Below are 16,304 nucleotides of genomic sequence, written 5' to 3' on the forward strand. Positions count from 1 at the left end.
ATATCATAGGGTAGCGCTTGCCGAGGGGAATGGTAAGAGCGGGCTGTCGATAACCGAACAGCCTGCTCAGAAACAACACAGAATGGCGGGATTTAACGCATTTTTGCGGCAACCCTGCGCCGGAGTTTATTAGAAGTAGCTGACGAATGGCGTGCTGTCCGGTGCGACAACTTTGGTTGCGGCTTTCAACTGAGGAGTCCCCAAATACAGGAAGCCAACAATTTCGTCCTGCTCACGGCAGCCAAAGGCTTCGCGAACCAGAGGATGTTCGGTCCAGGCCCCCGTACGCCAGATGCCGTTGAAGCCTTGCGCCAGCGCGGCCATCTGCATCGCCTGCACCGCACAACCGGCAGAAACTACCTGCTCCCAGCGCGGCACCTTGGTTTCTTCGGTGCAATGCGCCACTACGGTGATGATCAGCGGTGCACGGAACGGCGCTTTTGTCGCCTTCTCAATAGCCGCTTCGTCCATTTCGTCCTGCTTTGCAGCAGCTTGTAACAATTGGCTGAAGCGCTCCAGGCCCTGGTTTTCAATCATCACGAAACGCCATGGCTGCAATGCGCCGTGGTCAGGCGCCCGCAGGCCCGCGTTGATGATATTTTGACGAGCCTCATTAGTGGGCGCAGGCTCGGCGAGACGTGAGGCCGAACGGCGGTTCAGTAAAAGATCCAGTGCATCCATCGTAAACTCCTGATAACAATTTTCATTACGATCACGTTAACATAGCTAAACGGCGAGTGACAGCGTCGGTAATACCCTCTGTGACACACGATTTAAAGCTGACATTTCCTCGGCCGCTCATTAGGATAGCGGAACATTCTCGACTCTTGCTGGAGAGCACATGCGCACATTGTGGCAAATCATTGCCGGCGTTTTCAGGTGGACATGGCGTCTGCTGAACTTTATCAGGGAACTGATCCTTAATCTGTTCCTGGTGTTGCTGATCCTGGTTGGGGTTGGCATCTATCTTTCATTCCAGAGCGCAACCACCCCTGCCGTGCCTACTCGCGGTGCGTTACTGGTGGACTTGAGCGGCGTGGTCGTTGACCAACCCTCGATGAACAACAAAGTGCGCCAATGGGGCCGTGAACTGCTGGGTGCGTCCAGTAACCGTCTGCAGGAAAATTCCCTGTTTGACGTGGTTGACAGCATCCGCAAAGCCAAGGACGACAAAAACATTACCGGCATGGTATTGCAGTTAAATGATTTTGCCGGTGCCGATCAACCTTCGCTGCAATACATCGGCAAGGCGCTGCGGGAATTCCGCGACAGCGGGAAACCGATTTTCGCCATTGGCGACAGCTATAACCAGACGCAATACTATCTGGCCAGCTACGCCAACAAAGTTTATCTGTCGCCACAGGGCGCCGTCGATCTGCACGGTTTCGCCACCAACAATCTTTACTACAAATCCCTGTTGGAGAAACTCAAGGTCACCACCAATATCTTCCGCGTGGGCACCTATAAATCTGCGGTAGAACCGCTGATCCGTGACGATATGTCACCGGCCGCCCGTGAGGCCGACAGCCGCTGGATTGGCGGGCTGTGGCAGAACTACCTGGATACGGTAGCCGCCAACCGTCAGATCACCGCGCAGCAACTGTTCCCCGGTGCGGCGGGCGTGTTGACCGGCTTGCAGGCCGCCGGTGGCGATACCGCCAAGTACGCGCTGGACAATAAACTGGTGGATGAGCTGGCTTCCCGCACCGTCATTGAGAACCAACTGATCAAGACTTTCGGTTGGGACAAGCAGGCGAACGATTTCAACGCCACCAGCATCTATGACTATCAGCCAAAAGCGGCGCCAGATCAGGGAGGCAAAATTGCCGTGATCTTCGCCAACGGCGCGATCATGGACGGCCCGCAGACGCCAGGCACCGTTGGGGGTGACACCACCGCCGCGGAACTGCGTCAGGCACGACTGGATCCGGCGATCAAAGCGGTTATCTTCCGGGTTAACAGCCCAGGGGGCAGCGTCAGCGCTTCTGAAGTGATCCGCTCCGAACTGGCCGCAGTACGCGCCGCCGGAAAACCAGTGGTGGTCTCCATGGGCGGTATGGCGGCATCGGGCGGTTATTGGGTCTCTACGCCGGCGGACTACATCATCGCCAGCCCGAGCACCCTCACCGGCTCTATCGGCATCTTCGGGGTGATCAACACCTATGAGCAGACGCTGGACAGCATTGGCGTGCATACCGACGGTGTGGCCACCTCGCCGCTGGCGGATCTGGCGGTGACCAAGGCGCTGCCACCAGAGTTCTCGCAGATGATGCAGTTGAACATCGAGAAAGGTTATCAAAACTTTATCGATCTGGTCGCCAAGGCCCGCAAAATGACGCCCCAGCAGGTTGACCAAATTGCTCAGGGGCACGTGTGGTTGGGCAGCGATGCCAAAACCAACGGTCTGGTCGATCAGTTGGGCGATTTTGACGACGCGGTGAAAAAAGCGGCCGAACTGGCGCAGTTGAAACAATGGCAGCTTAACTGGTTTGTCGATACGCCAAGCCTGACCGACATGGTACTCAGCCAGTTTGGCGTGTCTATTCACGCCATGCTGCCGGCAGCCATTCAGTCAATGCTGCCTGCGCCGCTGGCGTCGGTAGCCATGGCGGTGAAAGAACAGCCGGGTTTGTTCAACAACCTGAACGATCCGCAAAACCGCTATGCCATCTGTTTGACCTGCGGAGAAGTCCGCTAACAAATTAATCCTCAGCCCGGCACCCGCCGGGCTTTTTTTCTGCGCTTATCCCCCTATAATTCAGCCCATCATATTTCTGTTAAAACAATGACCATGCAAAAGAAATCGATTTACGTCGCTTATACCGGCGGTACCATCGGCATGCAACGCTCCGATCACGGCTACATCCCGGTGTCCGGTCACCTGCAGCGCCAACTGGCCTTGATGCCTGAGTTTCACCGGCCGGAGATGCCGGACTTCACCATTCATGAATATGCGCCGCTGATCGATTCCTCCGATATGACGCCGGAAGACTGGCAGCATATCGCCGACGACATCAAAAAGAATTACCACCTCTATGATGGCTTCGTGATCCTGCACGGTACCGACACCATGGCCTTCACCGCTTCGGCCCTGTCGTTCATGCTGGAAAACCTGGCCAAGCCGGTGATCGTCACCGGTTCGCAAATTCCTCTGGCTGAACTGCGTTCCGACGGTCAAACCAACCTGCTGAACGCGCTGTACCTGGCCGCCAACCATCCGGTGAATGAAGTCAGTCTGTTCTTCAACAACAAACTGTTCCGCGGCAACCGCACCACCAAGGCGCACGCTGACGGATTCGACGCCTTTGCCTCGCCTAACCTGCCGCCACTGCTGGAAGCGGGGATCCATATCCGTCGCCAGAACGGTATCGACAGCCCGGTCTGCAACGGTGAGCTGAAAGTGCATGACATTACCCCGCAGCCGATCGGTGTGGTGACGATTTACCCAGGGATCTCCGGCGCGGTAGTCCGCAACTTTTTGCTGCAACCGGTGAAAGCCTTGATCCTGCGCTCTTACGGCGTGGGCAACGCACCGCAAAAAGCGGAGCTGGTTGATGAATTGCGCGACGCTTCCGAACGCGGCATTGTGGTCGTGAACCTGACCCAGTGCATCTCCGGTCGGGTGAATATGGAAGGCTACGCCACCGGTAACGCGCTGGCCCATGCCGGGGTCATCAGCGGTTTCGACATGACGGTGGAAGCCGCCTTGACCAAGCTGCATTATTTGCTGAGCCAACCGCTGACGCCGGAGCAAATCCGCAGCCAGATGCAGCAAGACTTGCGCGGTGAACTAAGCATCAGTGGTTAACCCTAACCCCAAGACGGAGTCGCGATGAAAACAGCCCTGCTGCTAATCGATTTGCAAAACGATTTTTGCCCCGGCGGCGCACTGGCGGTGACAGACGGCGATGCCGTGATCGCCGTAGCCAATCGGGCAATAGAGGCCTGCAACGCGCGGGGCGAACCTGTGGTCGCCAGCCAGGACTGGCATCCTGCCAATCACCGTAGCTTTGCGGTAAACGCCAACGCACAGGTGGGTACGCTGGGTGAACTGGAGGGGTTGCCGCAGGTGTGGTGGCCGGTGCACTGCGTACAGGAAAGCCCAGGTGCCGAGCTTCATCCGCAATTAAACCAACGGGATATCGTCGCCGTATTCCGTAAAGGTCAAAATACGGATATCGACAGCTACAGCGCCTTCTTCGACAACGGGCATCGCTCACGCACCGAGTTGGACCGCTGGTTGAAAGCTCATGACGTGAGTCATTTGGCCGTGATGGGGCTGGCAACCGACTACTGCGTCAAATTCAGCGTCCTGGATGCTCTCGCGCTGGGGTACCAGACCTCGGTAATTACCGACGGCTGTCGCGGCGTTAATTTGCAAGCTGGTGACAGTCAGGAAGCCCTTCAGGCCATGCAGCAGGCTGGTGCAAAACTCGTTACCCTGTCACAATTCATCGAACGATAATGCGTCGGGTGCTGATGGCACCCGCCCATTCCCCCACCGACAAATCTCGACATCGCTCACATTCCGACCATTCTCCTGTGATGACATCTTGTTCGCGTGCAGCACATTTGCTGTTATGACCGCTGATGCCTTGGCATCAATCAGTTATACGCATCCGGGGCCCATTGAGCCCGGCTTTATGTTACCGCCTGAGGCGGTTTCGGGTCGGCCTTGCCGACCAAAGGAGATAACATGGTTTTCATCCGTAAACTGCTGCCTTTGCTGGTGGCGGTGCAGTTTGGTATGGCTGGTGCCGGCATGGCGCATGCCGCCTCTTACCTTTCCGTCGGTTATTTCAACGGCGGGGGTGACGTTACCGCCGGTCCAGGCGGTGACATCAACAAGCTGGACGTCACGCAAATTACCCACCTCAATTACTCCTTCGGCCTGATCTACAACGATGAGAAAGACGAATCCAATCCGGCGCTAAAAGACCCGGCTCGCCTGCACCAGATTTATCTGTCACCTAAAGTGATGGCCGATCTGAAGCTGCTGCCGGTATTGCGTAAACAGAATCCGGAGTTGAAAGTGCTGCTGTCCGTCGGCGGTTGGGGTGCTCGCGGTTTTTCTGGTGCGGCGGCAACGCCGGAGAGCCGGACCGTATTTATCCGTTCGGTGCTGGACGTCATCAAGCAGTACCAACTGGACGGCATCGATCTCGACTGGGAGTACCCGGTTAACGGCGCCTGGGGGCTGGTCGAAAGCCAACCGGCGGACCGGGCCAACTTCACAGTGCTGCTGAAAGAACTGCATAGCGCCCTGAATAAAAATAAATTGCTGACCATCGCCGTGGGTGCCAACGTCAAAAGTCCGCAGGAATGGGTGGACGTCAAAGGTATTGCGCCCTACCTCGATTACATCAACCTGATGACCTACGACATGGCGTACGGCACTCAGTATTTCAACTCCAATCTGTATGATTCCAAACAGTGGCCGACCGTCGCGGCGGCCGATCGCTACAGCGCCAATTTTGTCGTGGATAACTATTTGGCCGCTGGACTTAAACCGGCGCAGTTAAATCTGGGCATTGGTTTTTATGGTCGGGTACCCAAACGCGCCACTGAGCCCGGCATCGACTGGGACAAAGCCGACGCAGAGAAAAACCCTGCCACCCAACCCTATTTCACCGCGCGTGAAACCGCCGTCTTCAAATCACTGGGGTTGGACCTGACCAAAGACAGCTACTTCAAATATAACGATATCGTCAGCAAGCTGTTAAACGATCCACAGCGGCGCTTCAGCGCCCATTGGGACAGCGATGCCCAGGTTCCCTATCTGACGATGAAATCCGCAGAGGGCAAACCTTTATTCGCCATTTCGTACGAGAACCCACGCTCGGTTGAGCTGAAGGCTGACTACATCAAAAGCAAGGGATTGGGGGGCGCGATGTTCTGGGAATATGGCGCAGACGACAATAACCGGCTCGCGCATCAACTGGCGGAATCGCTGGGGATCAACGGCGGGAAAGGCTAAACCCACGGGGCGATGTCACTATCGCCCCGTTATTCGATTTACTGCGGTTTCAGCTTAGCCAAGGGTTCAGCGATAAACTGCTGTTTCAGCTCTTGCTTGCTCTTCATCACAATCTGGCCGTCGGTGCCGATACTCATGTGTTGCGGATCGGCATTGTGCAACGACTGCCACAGCATGACCGCCTGCAGGCTGTTTTCTTTCTGTTCCGGAGTCAGGGCTACGCCATCCGGCCACTTGCCCAGCTCAACGGCCAATACCAGCCGTTGATAGATTTCCGGCGTCATGGCGGCAATCAGGTCTTTCACATCCATCAGGGCCTTTCCTTACTCATGCAAGAATAATTAGCTGAATCGATTTTTCTAACAACGTACTAGCTCTAGCCAGCCGTTTTCTCACCGTTCTCACCGTCGGTAAAACTGAGCGACGCCGAGTTAACGCAAAAACGCTCGCCGGTCGGCTGCGGGCCGTCGGGGAATACGTGGCCCAAATGCGCGTCACAGTGACCACAGCGGATCTCAACGCGATGCATATTATGTGAATTATCATCAAGATAACGAATCGCATCGTCAGATACCGGCTGATAGAAGCTCGGCCAACCGCAGCCGGAGTCGTACTTGCTGTCTGAGTAGAACAGCGGGTGGTTGCAGCACAGGCAATGGTACACGCCCTCGCGTTTGTTGTGCAGCAATTTGCCGGAATACGGCGCCTCGGTACCACGTTCCTGAGTCACATAACGTTGGATTTCATTCAGTTCCGTGGCCGGATGGTCAGGGGTTGTCTCTTTAGCCATTTGTGCGTTTCTCTGAATGTGGATAATGTCAACGAAAACAATGAGTAATAATAACAAAAAATTAACAACACTGCAGCGCTTTTTGGCCTAAACTGTAGCCCATAAAGGTCACGTCGCGGCAATATGTGATACCGATCACATATCTTATATGGACTGACTTTATACTTGGCGGTTTGACCCCATATTACGGATGAGGCCGAACGCAAACGGAACGTGCAATAAGCGCTCAAACCAGGCTGCGAGGTTTGATTTGCAGCAAGTATTGACACGATTCCGCTTGACGCTTGGTAAGGTTTTTGTAATTTTACAGGCAACCTTTTATTCACTAACAAATAGCTGGTGGAATATATGACTATCAAAGTAGGTATCAACGGTTTTGGCCGTATCGGTCGCATTGTTTTTCGTGCTGCTCAAGAACGTTCTGACATCGAAATCGTTGCAATCAACGACCTGTTAGACGCAGAGTACATGGCTTACATGCTGAAATATGACTCTACTCACGGCCGCTTCAACGGCACTGTAGAAGTTAAAGACGGCCACCTGGTTGTTAACGGCAAAACCATCCGTTGTACCTCAGAAAGAGATCCGGCTAACCTGAAGTGGAACGAAGTCAATGTTGACGTCGTTGCAGAAGCAACTGGCCTGTTCCTGACTGACGAAACTGCACGTAAACACATCGCTGCAGGCGCTAAGAAAGTTGTTCTGACTGGCCCATCCAAAGACGACACCCCAATGTTCGTTATGGGTGTGAACCACAAATCTTACGCTGGTCAGGAAATCGTTTCTAACGCTTCTTGTACCACCAACTGCCTGGCACCACTGGCTAAAGTTATCAACGACAAGTTCGGCATCGTTGAAGCGCTGATGACCACCGTGCATGCAACTACCGCAACTCAGAAAACCGTTGATGGCCCGTCTCACAAAGACTGGCGCGGCGGCCGCGGCGCATCTCAGAACATCATCCCTTCTTCTACCGGTGCTGCTAAAGCAGTAGGTAAAGTTATCCCAGAACTGAACGGCAAACTGACCGGTATGGCGTTCCGCGTTCCTACCCCGAACGTTTCTGTGGTTGACCTGACTGCTCGTCTGGCAAAACCAGCTTCTTACAAAGAAATCTGTGCTGCTATCAAAGCTGCATCTGAAGGCGAGCTGAAAGGCGTGCTGGGCTACACCGAAGACGAAGTGGTTTCTACCGATTTCAACGGCGAAACTCTGACTTCCGTATTCGATGCCAAAGCCGGTATCGCTCTGAGCGACACCTTCGTGAAACTGGTTTCTTGGTACGATAACGAAACTGGTTACTCCAACAAGGTTCTGGATCTGATCGCTCACATCTCCAAATAATGGATTGATGCCAAGCTGATGATGAGGGCGACATTTTTGTCGCCCTTTTTTTGTTTCTACGGCGAACAAAAGGCCAACCGATGAACGAAAAAATTTTCACCCTACCCGTTACTCAGCAAATTTCTCCTTATATCAGCCAACGGCAACTCGACGAACTGCCCGTGGTGGTGGTTTCCCACCCGAAAGTGCGTGCGGCTATCACGCTGCAAGGCGCGCATCTGTTGGCCTGGCAACCCAGCGGTGAAAAGCCGGTCATTTGGCTGAGCAACAACACGCCATTTAAAAAAGGCAATGCTATCCGCGGCGGCGTCCCCATTTGCTGGCCCTGGTTTGGTCCGGTGGCAAAACCTTCGCACGGTTTCGCCCGCAATCAGCCCTGGAGTCTGACGGCGCATGATGAAGATGATAACGGCGTCATTCTGACCTTCACGCTGAAAGACAATGAGCAAACCCGTAGCCTGTGGCCACACGCCTTTACGCTGATTGCCCGCTTCAAGCTAGGCGAAGAGTGTGAGATAGAGCTGGAGTCCCACGGTGATTATCAGGCCACTGCGGCGCTGCATAGCTACTTCCAGATCGGGGACATTGAACAGGTTAAGGTAGCCGGGCTCGGCGTGCCTTATATCGATAAAGTCGCTGGGGGCGCCGAAGCCAAACAGACCGGTGACGTGACCTTCGTTGGCCAGACCGATCGGGTTTATACCCAGCCGGAGGCCTTTAGCCTGATAAAAGATGCGGCGCTCCAACGCACCATTGAGGTTCATCACCATCACATGAGTGATGTGATTGCCTGGAACCCTGGCGTAGAGCTTTCTTGCAGCATGGCGGACATGCCTAACGACGGGTATAAAACCATGGTTTGCGTGGAAACCGGCCGCGTCAGCAAACCGCTGATCGCAGCAGGGGAACAACCGGCACGGCTGGCAGTGACCTTCCGCACCCGCAAGAACGCGTGATCGCAGCGGGGCGGTGAAAACGCCTGCCCTGCATCATTGCACTACAGATGTGCAAAAGGGGCGCTGGCGCCCCTTTATGATGCCTACATTGCACTTTTTTTGTGCATTCGCTTTTTAGAAGCTGTAGCTCACACCCGTCATTAACACCCCGGTGTAAGATTTATCCACCATCGGGCTGTCTTTCACTTCATCAGACAGTTTGATGTAACGCCCCATAAAGAAGGCATTCCAGTCTTTGTTGATCTTGTAGTTGGCGCTCAGCTCAACGTAAGGTGCCCAGCTGTCGCTTGGCGTGTAGCTGTCCAGACCGCTGCGGCGAGATTCGTTATCGCTAACGCCGTAGTAGTATTTGTTCTGGTTTTTGCTGCTCCACGTCACACCCACACCCGGCACCAAGGTGAAGGCGTCCAGCTCAAACTTGTACAGATAGGCGAAGTCACCAATCATGCCGTTGCTGTAATCCAGGGTATCACCGGTAAAAGTGGTACGCAGGGTGCCCCAATCAGCATTATGCGTATAAGCCAGACCGGCCATTAACGTGCCGCGACGCTTGTTCAACTTCTTCATGCGATCGTCGTCACTGTCACCCGGACGGTAGCCCAACGGTGAGTAGTAACCCATCAGACTCAGTTGGTTTTCCTGATCTTTCCACAGGTAATAACCTGCGGTCAGGGTACGGAAGTAGAAGTCATCCCCTTCATAGTTGATGACGGGTACCGGATACACGCGGTCCTGATAGCCACGATACGGATCCGGGCTAACCAGCGCGGAAGCACCGAGTGACCAGGTCCCAGCCTGAGCACTTTGCGCACAAACCATTGCGGAAGCGATAATTGCTAGCGTTTTGAGTTGAAAAATCTTCACTGGTTCTTTTTCCATAAATAACAGAGTTAATAGCTGGCTTAGTTTATGTGAAATTGTCGTTACGCGCCTAATCTTTACAATAGAAAACAACCAAGATCGAATAACTTAGAATAGAAATATGAATTAATCATGGCGGAACAGTGACGTTTTTTGCCGCAGGCCGCGCCAGACAAGGCATTTGGCTATCCCTGTCATAACTGAGTCATTGATATGACTTAAAAAAAGCTTTTTACCACGCAGGAAATTTTCTGGTATGCAAACTAAGCTTAAATCAGAAGGTGAATGAATCCTGAGCCCAGTGGCAATACAGCGCAACTCGCGATAATAAGCGCACCAAGTTGGCATACGGGTTGCTGTACTCAAGGATAACTTCTTCTTTCGGGGGCCAAAACACAATCATCAGCTCCCTTTAACCTGTGCTAATAACGAAAGGACGGGCATCGCCATGAACATATTTGACCACTATCGCCAGCGCTACGAAGCTGCCAAGGACGAAGAGTTCACACTGCAGGAATTTCTTACCATCTGCCGGCAAGATCGCAGTGCATATGCCAATGCGGCAGAACGTCTACTCATGGCTATCGGTGAACCAGTTATGGTGGATACCGCGCTTGAGTCGCGTATGTCTCGCCTGTTCTCCAACCGCGTGATCGCACGCTATCCTGCATTCGAAGAGTTCTACGGTATGGAAGAAGCTATCGAACAGATAGTCTCTTACCTGAAACATGCCGCTCAGGGCCTCGAAGAGAAGAAACAAATTCTTTATCTGTTGGGCCCCGTCGGCGGCGGTAAATCATCGCTGGCAGAACGCCTGAAAGCGCTGATGCAACGCGTGCCCATTTATACCCTGAGCGCCAACGGCGAACGCAGCCCGGTAAACGACCACCCGCTGTGCCTGTTCAATCCGCAGGAAGATGCCACTATTCTGGAAAAAGAATATAACATCCCGAATCGTTACCTCGGCACCATCATGTCCCCTTGGGCGGCAAAACGCCTGCATGAATTTGGCGGCGACATCACCAAATTCAAAGTGGTCAAGGTGCGTCCGTCCATCCTGGAACAGATCGCCATCGCCAAAACGGAACCGGGTGACGAGAACAACCAGGATATCTCCGCGCTGGTCGGCAAGGTCGATATTCGCAAGCTGGAAAACCACGCGCAAAACGATCCGGATGCCTATGGTTATTCCGGCGCCCTGTGCCGTGCCAACCAGGGGATTATGGAGTTCGTGGAGATGTTCAAAGCGCCGATCAAGGTGCTGCATCCTCTGCTGACCGCCACCCAGGAAGGTAACTACAACGGTACCGAAGGGATCTCTGCCCTGCCGTTCAGCGGCATTATTCTGGCGCACTCCAACGAATCCGAATGGGTGACCTTCCGTAACAACAAAAACAACGAGGCCTTCCTCGACCGCGTTTACATCGTCAAGGTGCCTTATTGCCTCCGAGTCTCGGAAGAGATCAAAATCTACGACAAACTGCTGGATCACAGCGAACTGACCCATGCGCCGTGCGCCCCTGGCACGCTGGAAACCCTGGCGCGCTTTACCGTGCTCTCACGCATGAAAGAGCCGGAAAACTCCAGCATCTACTCGAAGATGCGCGTCTATGACGGCGAAAGCCTGAAGGATACCGATCCGAAAGCCAAGTCGTACCAGGAATACCGCGACTACGCCGGGGTCGATGAAGGCATGAACGGCCTGTCCACCCGCTTCGCATTTAAAATTCTGTCGCGGGTGTTCAACTTTGATCACGCAGAGGTCGCCGCTAACCCGGTTCACCTGTTCTATGTGTTGGAACAGCAGATCGAACGTGAGCAATTCCCGCAAGATCTGGCAGAGAAATACCTGGAGCACCTGAAAGGCTATCTGATCCCGAAATACGCCGAATTTATCGGCAAAGAGATTCAGACGGCCTATCTGGAATCTTACTCGGAATACGGTCAGAACATTTTTGACCGCTACGTGACCTATGCAGACTTCTGGATCCAGGATCAAGAGTACCGTGATCCGGACACCGGCCAGCTGTTCGATCGCGAGTCCCTGAACGCTGAACTGGAGAAAATCGAGAAACCGGCCGGCATCAGCAACCCGAAAGATTTCCGCAACGAAATAGTCAACTTCGTGCTGCGCGCCCGTGCTAACAATAGTGGCCGTAACCCTAACTGGACCAGCTATGAGAAGCTGCGTACCGTGATCGAGAAGAAAATGTTCTCGAACACCGAAGAGTTACTGCCGGTGATTTCCTTTAACGCAAAAACCTCAACGGATGAGCAGAAAAAACACGACGACTTCGTCGACCGTATGATGGAGAAAGGCTACACCCGCAAACAGGTTCGTCTGCTGTGTGAATGGTATCTGCGGGTCAGAAAGTCTTCGTAACGTCTAATGAGAATTAGCGTCATGGAGATGGCGTATACCCAAAATAATTGGCGTTGCATCAAGGCGGTAAGAGCGCTTATCCCGATGAGCTTACTCTGGTAAGTGATTCGGGTAAGTGACCGCAACCAACACAGAGGCAACGGCAAGTATAACGAGTATAGAAAGTTGGCAACGTCGTTTGGGGGAAGTATGGCCTATTTCATTGACCGACGGCTTAACGGCAAAAACAAGAGCATGGTTAACCGCCAACGCTTCTTGCGCCGCTACAAGTCGCAAATCAAACAGTCGATTGCCGAAGCCATCAACAAGCGTTCGGTCACCGACGTAGACAGTGGGGAGTCCGTCTCGATCCCCGCTGGCGACATCAACGAACCTATGTTTCATCAGGGTCGCGGTGGCACACGCCACCGCGTTCATCCGGGCAATGACCACTTTGTGCAGAATGACCGCGTCGAACGCCCTCAGGGTGGCGGCGGTGGCGGCGGCGGTCAGGGCAATGCCAGCCAGGATGGTGAAGGCGAAGACGAGTTTGTTTTCCAGATATCCAAGGACGAGTATCTCGACCTGCTGTTTGAAGATCTGGCGCTGCCGAACCTGAAAAAGAATCAGTATAAGCAGCTCACCGAGTACAAAACCCATCGGGCCGGTTACACCGCCAACGGCGTACCGGCCAATATCAGCGTGGTGCGTTCGTTGCAAAACTCGCTGGCGCGCCGCACTGCCATGACCGCAGGAAAACGTCGCGCGTTGCATGAGTTGGAAGACGAACTCACCCAGATGGAAAACACCGAGCCGGTGCAACTGCTGGAAGAGGAACGGCTGCGCAAGGAAATTGCCGAGCTGAGAAAAAAAATCGAAAGCGTGCCATTTATCGACACCTTTGATTTACGCTATAAGAACTATGAGCGCCGACCGGAACCTTCCAGCCAGGCGGTAATGTTCTGCCTGATGGACGTGTCCGGCTCCATGGACCAGGCCACCAAGGACATGGCCAAGCGTTTCTATATTCTGCTCTATCTGTTCCTGAGCCGAACCTATAAAAACGTCGAGGTGGTGTATATACGCCACCATACCCAAGCGAAGGAAGTGGATGAGCAGGAGTTCTTCTACTCGCAGGAGACTGGCGGCACCATTGTATCTAGCGCGCTGAAACTGATGAATGAAGTGGTTGAGGAACGTTACGATCCGGCGCAATGGAACATCTACGCCGCGCAGGCGTCGGATGGCGACAACTGGGCCGATGACTCGCCGCTGTGCCACGAACTGCTGGCGAAAAAGCTGCTGCCGATGGTTCGCTACTACAGCTACATTGAAATCACCCGCCGCGCCCACCAGACGCTGTGGCGCGAATACGAGGACCTGCAGGCAAAATTCGAAAACTTTGCCATGCAGCATATCCGCGAACCGGACGATATTTACCCGGTATTCCGCGAACTTTTCCACAAGCAGACCGTATAATTACACATAAATTCATTTTAAATCAGCCGGTTAACTCTGTTTTCCGGCTGTTTTTTTAACCGGTAAAAAGAAAACCACTTCAGGATCCTGCTCATCAAGATTATCAATACGGCCACTCTCAATAAATCCGGCCTTCGACAGTAGCTTTATCATCGGTAAATTCGAGCTATTGGTTGAGGTAAAAAGTTTTGGACGCGCACAGATCGATTTAAAATATTCGATAAATTTTAACCCCACCTTTTTACGCCTCATCAGGTTACCAACCATAAGAATTTCTATAAATCCACTGTCGTAAAAGTGATAGTGCAATACGCCGTAAGCCACGACCATGCCCTCAATTTCGGCTACGTGGCAGACACCAGCCTCGCACCACTCGCCGATCTGAGCATAGCGACGTGGGTCCTGTGATGCCAAGGTATCAATGTCAATCAATAGGTTAGCATCCGTTACTGTTGCCAGGCGAAAAATCAATTTCGGCTCCCCGTTATTTTTGTGGTTAGTGAGCATCATCCGCTGAGGTAATTCCTAATTACGTTTTTACCCATTGCGCTAATTAGGAATATTCCTATTTAATGAATAGCCAAATTGCCATCTCAGGTGAATGCTATGGAATTACTTCCCTTCGCAATCATCGTCGTTTTGATCGCAGTTGTCGTATTTTCCTTTGTCATGTATTTGCGACAAAGACGAATAAGTACTTTCAACGCCAAGCGGAAACGACGTTAGGACGCCCTCACACAAGGAAGTGGTTCAACAATCGCCTATTAGCCAAAGCCTCACTCACGCCCTATCCTCACCACCCGGCAGGCTTTATCATCGAACCGATACCCAGCGTTTTTTCTGAGGATATTCTGATACCTGCATCATTACAGATTTTCTGCTTGTCGCTGAAATTCAGGTGCGCTACTGTCGCCATCTGGAGACACACACCATCACATAACCAGAACAACATCCAGTTTGTCGCTATCATCCCTTGATCCCGCCGCTGCGCGGGATTTTTTTTATGCGTCCAAAAAGCCAAAAGTATCAAGCCCTGCGACCTACTGCCAGAAATTGACAGCGGCAGCCCTTACACTTTGCCTTCCTGCAAGAGACACCTCTTGCCCTTGTTCAACACAGAGGGAAATCGCCGCCAATGACGCGCATTGTGACCATTCTTACCGATAATTTCTCTGATTGGGAAACTGCCCTGATCAACTCTACTTGCCGCGGCTATTACGGTTTCGATACTCGTTTTGCCTCCCCCAATGGTGCCCCTGTCATTTCCTCCGGTGGCATGCACGTGACCCCCAATATGGCGCTCGAGGCTATCCAACTGAGCGAGCTAGATCTGTTGATTTTATGCGGAGGCACGGCATGGCGAACCGATCAGGCCCCAGATATCGCTGGGATGGTAGCGGAGGCCCACAGCAAAAACATCGTCGTCGCCGCCATTTGCGATGGAACCCGCGTTTTGGCACAGGCGGGCATACTTGATCATCTTCGCCACACCTCCAATTCCGCTGAGAATTTATCGCAGCTTAACTACGGCGGAGCTGAATATTATCAGGATGTGCCCTATGCCGTAGGCGACCAGCGCGTGGTAACCGCCCCCGGTAGCGCACCGGTCAGTTTTATGGCGGAGATCCTGGATATGTTAGGGGTTAGCGATAACAACCTTAAAGCCTACCTGGCCATGCACGCCGCTGAACACAGCAAACCAATTTAGTCCCGTTGGCTGCAGCCGAGTCAAACACGGCCCCCGCCCCCACTTTTCAGCATAAAAAAGCCCCGCAAGTTGGACGGGGCTCCATCTAATAGAAATGCCTTATAAGCCGTTGGCAGCTTCATCTATCAAAGCGGCGATTTCTTTCGGATGCGAAGCAAGAGAAGCGTGGCTGGCGTCCAGCGTAATCACCTTTTTGGCCTTCAAACGCGCAGACATTCGCTGCTGGTTTTCGGGGGCTATCATCCGGTCATTGCTGGAGATTTGGTACCAGGAAGGTTTGTGTTTCCACGCCGGCTCAGCGATCGTATTGCCGAAGGTGCTGGCCAACGGCGCCTTTTGCGTTACCGCCATCACCAATGCCTCATCAGCAGGCAGATCCTGACAGAAGCTTTCGTGGAACTTGTCTGTCTTAATCCATAAATAGCCGTCGCTGTCCGGCGCCAGGTTCGCCGCCGCAATTGGCGGATGTTGCTGGGTAATGCCTCCGGGGCTTTCGCCGGCGTCCGGTGCGAAGGCGGCGATATACACCAATCCCACCACGTTGGGTTGATTGCCCATTTCACTGAGCACCGCGCCACCATAAGAATGGCCGACCAACAGCACCGGCCCCTGCTGCTGCGCCACCATCTTGCGCGTACGTTCAGCATCGTCTGCCAGCGATGTCAGCGGCATTTCAACCGCGTGAATCGAGTGGTATCCCTTGTGCGATAATTCGGTAATGACTTTGCTCCAGTGCGCTGCACCGCCCCAAAATCCATGGACCAGGACTACGGTAGGTTTTGCCTTCATTACAAGATTCCTTCTTTCGCGTGGAGACGCTACACCAA

Annotated in this window: 16 protein-coding genes; 9 read left to right on the forward strand and 7 right to left on the reverse strand. The window is 53.4% G+C overall.

All coding sequences use genetic code 11. The features are described 5' to 3' along the window. Window positions 1-129 precede the first annotated feature (129 nt). Window positions 130-681: an NAD(P)H nitroreductase gene (locus H0S68_RS13505; RefSeq protein WP_020827205.1), complete on the reverse strand. Its 552-nt coding sequence runs from the start codon at window positions 679-681 to the stop codon at window positions 130-132. 160 nt (window positions 682-841) lie between these two features. Between H0S68_RS13505 and sppA the strand changes: the two genes are divergently transcribed. From sppA to H0S68_RS13525, 4 genes are all read left to right on the forward strand, one after another. Beyond that, window positions 842-2,698, forward strand: a complete 1,857-nt coding sequence (sppA, locus tag H0S68_RS13510; RefSeq protein WP_020827206.1) for a signal peptide peptidase SppA — start codon at window positions 842-844, stop codon at window positions 2,696-2,698. A 93-nt stretch (window positions 2,699-2,791) separates the two neighbouring features. Next, complete coding sequence (gene ansA / locus H0S68_RS13515) at window positions 2,792-3,808, forward strand: asparaginase (protein WP_041415430.1); 1,017 nt, start codon at window positions 2,792-2,794, stop codon at window positions 3,806-3,808. 24 nt (window positions 3,809-3,832) lie between these two features. Further along, the gene (gene pncA, locus H0S68_RS13520) at window positions 3,833-4,465 is read left to right on the forward strand and encodes a bifunctional nicotinamidase/pyrazinamidase (protein WP_122079527.1); all 633 of its coding nucleotides are present in this window, start codon (window positions 3,833-3,835) and stop codon (window positions 4,463-4,465) included. Between the two features lie 231 nt (window positions 4,466-4,696). Beyond that, window positions 4,697-5,977, forward strand: a complete 1,281-nt coding sequence (locus H0S68_RS13525) for a glycoside hydrolase family 18 protein (protein WP_122079528.1) — start codon at window positions 4,697-4,699, stop codon at window positions 5,975-5,977. Window positions 5,978-6,015: 38 nt separating this feature from the next. Here the strand turns inward: H0S68_RS13525 and H0S68_RS13530 are convergent, their stop codons facing one another. After that, window positions 6,016-6,288: a YeaC family protein gene (locus tag H0S68_RS13530; RefSeq protein WP_020827210.1), complete on the reverse strand. Its 273-nt coding sequence runs from the start codon at window positions 6,286-6,288 to the stop codon at window positions 6,016-6,018. Between the two features lie 65 nt (window positions 6,289-6,353). Beyond that, on the reverse strand, window positions 6,354-6,767 hold the full coding sequence (msrB, locus tag H0S68_RS13535) for a peptide-methionine (R)-S-oxide reductase MsrB (protein ID WP_020827211.1): 414 nt from the start codon (window positions 6,765-6,767) through the stop codon (window positions 6,354-6,356). A gap of 348 nt (window positions 6,768-7,115) precedes the next feature. Here msrB and gapA point away from each other — a divergent pair, with 348 nt between their 5' ends. Continuing rightward, complete coding sequence (gene gapA, locus H0S68_RS13540) at window positions 7,116-8,111, forward strand: glyceraldehyde-3-phosphate dehydrogenase (protein ID WP_012145453.1); 996 nt, start codon at window positions 7,116-7,118, stop codon at window positions 8,109-8,111. Between the two features lie 80 nt (window positions 8,112-8,191). After that, window positions 8,192-9,067 (forward strand): D-hexose-6-phosphate mutarotase, encoded by an 876-nt coding sequence (locus H0S68_RS13545; protein ID WP_020827212.1) that lies wholly within the window; start codon window positions 8,192-8,194, stop codon window positions 9,065-9,067. Window positions 9,068-9,181: 114 nt separating this feature from the next. Here the strand turns inward: H0S68_RS13545 and H0S68_RS13550 are convergent, their stop codons facing one another. Beyond that, window positions 9,182-9,946, reverse strand: coding sequence for a MipA/OmpV family protein (locus H0S68_RS13550; protein WP_410528764.1), 765 nt, complete (start codon window positions 9,944-9,946; stop codon window positions 9,182-9,184). Window positions 9,947-10,054: 108 nt separating this feature from the next. Next, window positions 10,055-10,294, reverse strand: coding sequence for a hypothetical protein (locus tag H0S68_RS13555; protein ID WP_128864695.1), 240 nt, complete (start codon window positions 10,292-10,294; stop codon window positions 10,055-10,057). Window positions 10,295-10,376: 82 nt separating this feature from the next. Here H0S68_RS13555 and yeaG point away from each other — a divergent pair, with 82 nt between their 5' ends. Together yeaG and H0S68_RS13565 are read left to right on the forward strand one after the other, a co-directional pair. Next, on the forward strand, window positions 10,377-12,311 hold the full coding sequence (gene yeaG / locus H0S68_RS13560) for a protein kinase YeaG (protein ID WP_020827214.1): 1,935 nt from the start codon (window positions 10,377-10,379) through the stop codon (window positions 12,309-12,311). A 189-nt stretch (window positions 12,312-12,500) separates the two neighbouring features. Beyond that, window positions 12,501-13,769, forward strand: coding sequence for a YeaH/YhbH family protein (locus tag H0S68_RS13565; protein ID WP_020827215.1), 1,269 nt, complete (start codon window positions 12,501-12,503; stop codon window positions 13,767-13,769). Window positions 13,770-13,799: 30 nt separating this feature from the next. Here the strand turns inward: H0S68_RS13565 and H0S68_RS13570 are convergent, their stop codons facing one another. Further along, window positions 13,800-14,279: a GNAT family N-acetyltransferase gene (locus H0S68_RS13570; RefSeq protein ID WP_410528765.1), complete on the reverse strand. Its 480-nt coding sequence runs from the start codon at window positions 14,277-14,279 to the stop codon at window positions 13,800-13,802. 625 nt (window positions 14,280-14,904) lie between these two features. Between H0S68_RS13570 and H0S68_RS13575 the strand changes: the two genes are divergently transcribed. Beyond that, on the forward strand, window positions 14,905-15,477 hold the full coding sequence (locus H0S68_RS13575; RefSeq protein WP_410528766.1) for a type 1 glutamine amidotransferase family protein: 573 nt from the start codon (window positions 14,905-14,907) through the stop codon (window positions 15,475-15,477). A gap of 99 nt (window positions 15,478-15,576) precedes the next feature. Here H0S68_RS13575 and H0S68_RS13580 read toward each other — a convergent pair whose 3' ends face one another. After that, entirely contained in the window at window positions 15,577-16,266 is a 690-nt protein-coding gene (locus tag H0S68_RS13580) for an alpha/beta hydrolase (protein WP_020827219.1), read from the reverse strand. Between the last annotated feature and the right edge of the window lie 38 nt (window positions 16,267-16,304).

Origin of the sequence: Serratia sp. AXJ-M, from assembly GCF_046531865.1 — a bacterium.
Taxonomy (GTDB): Bacteria; Pseudomonadota; Gammaproteobacteria; order Enterobacterales; family Enterobacteriaceae; genus Serratia; species Serratia liquefaciens.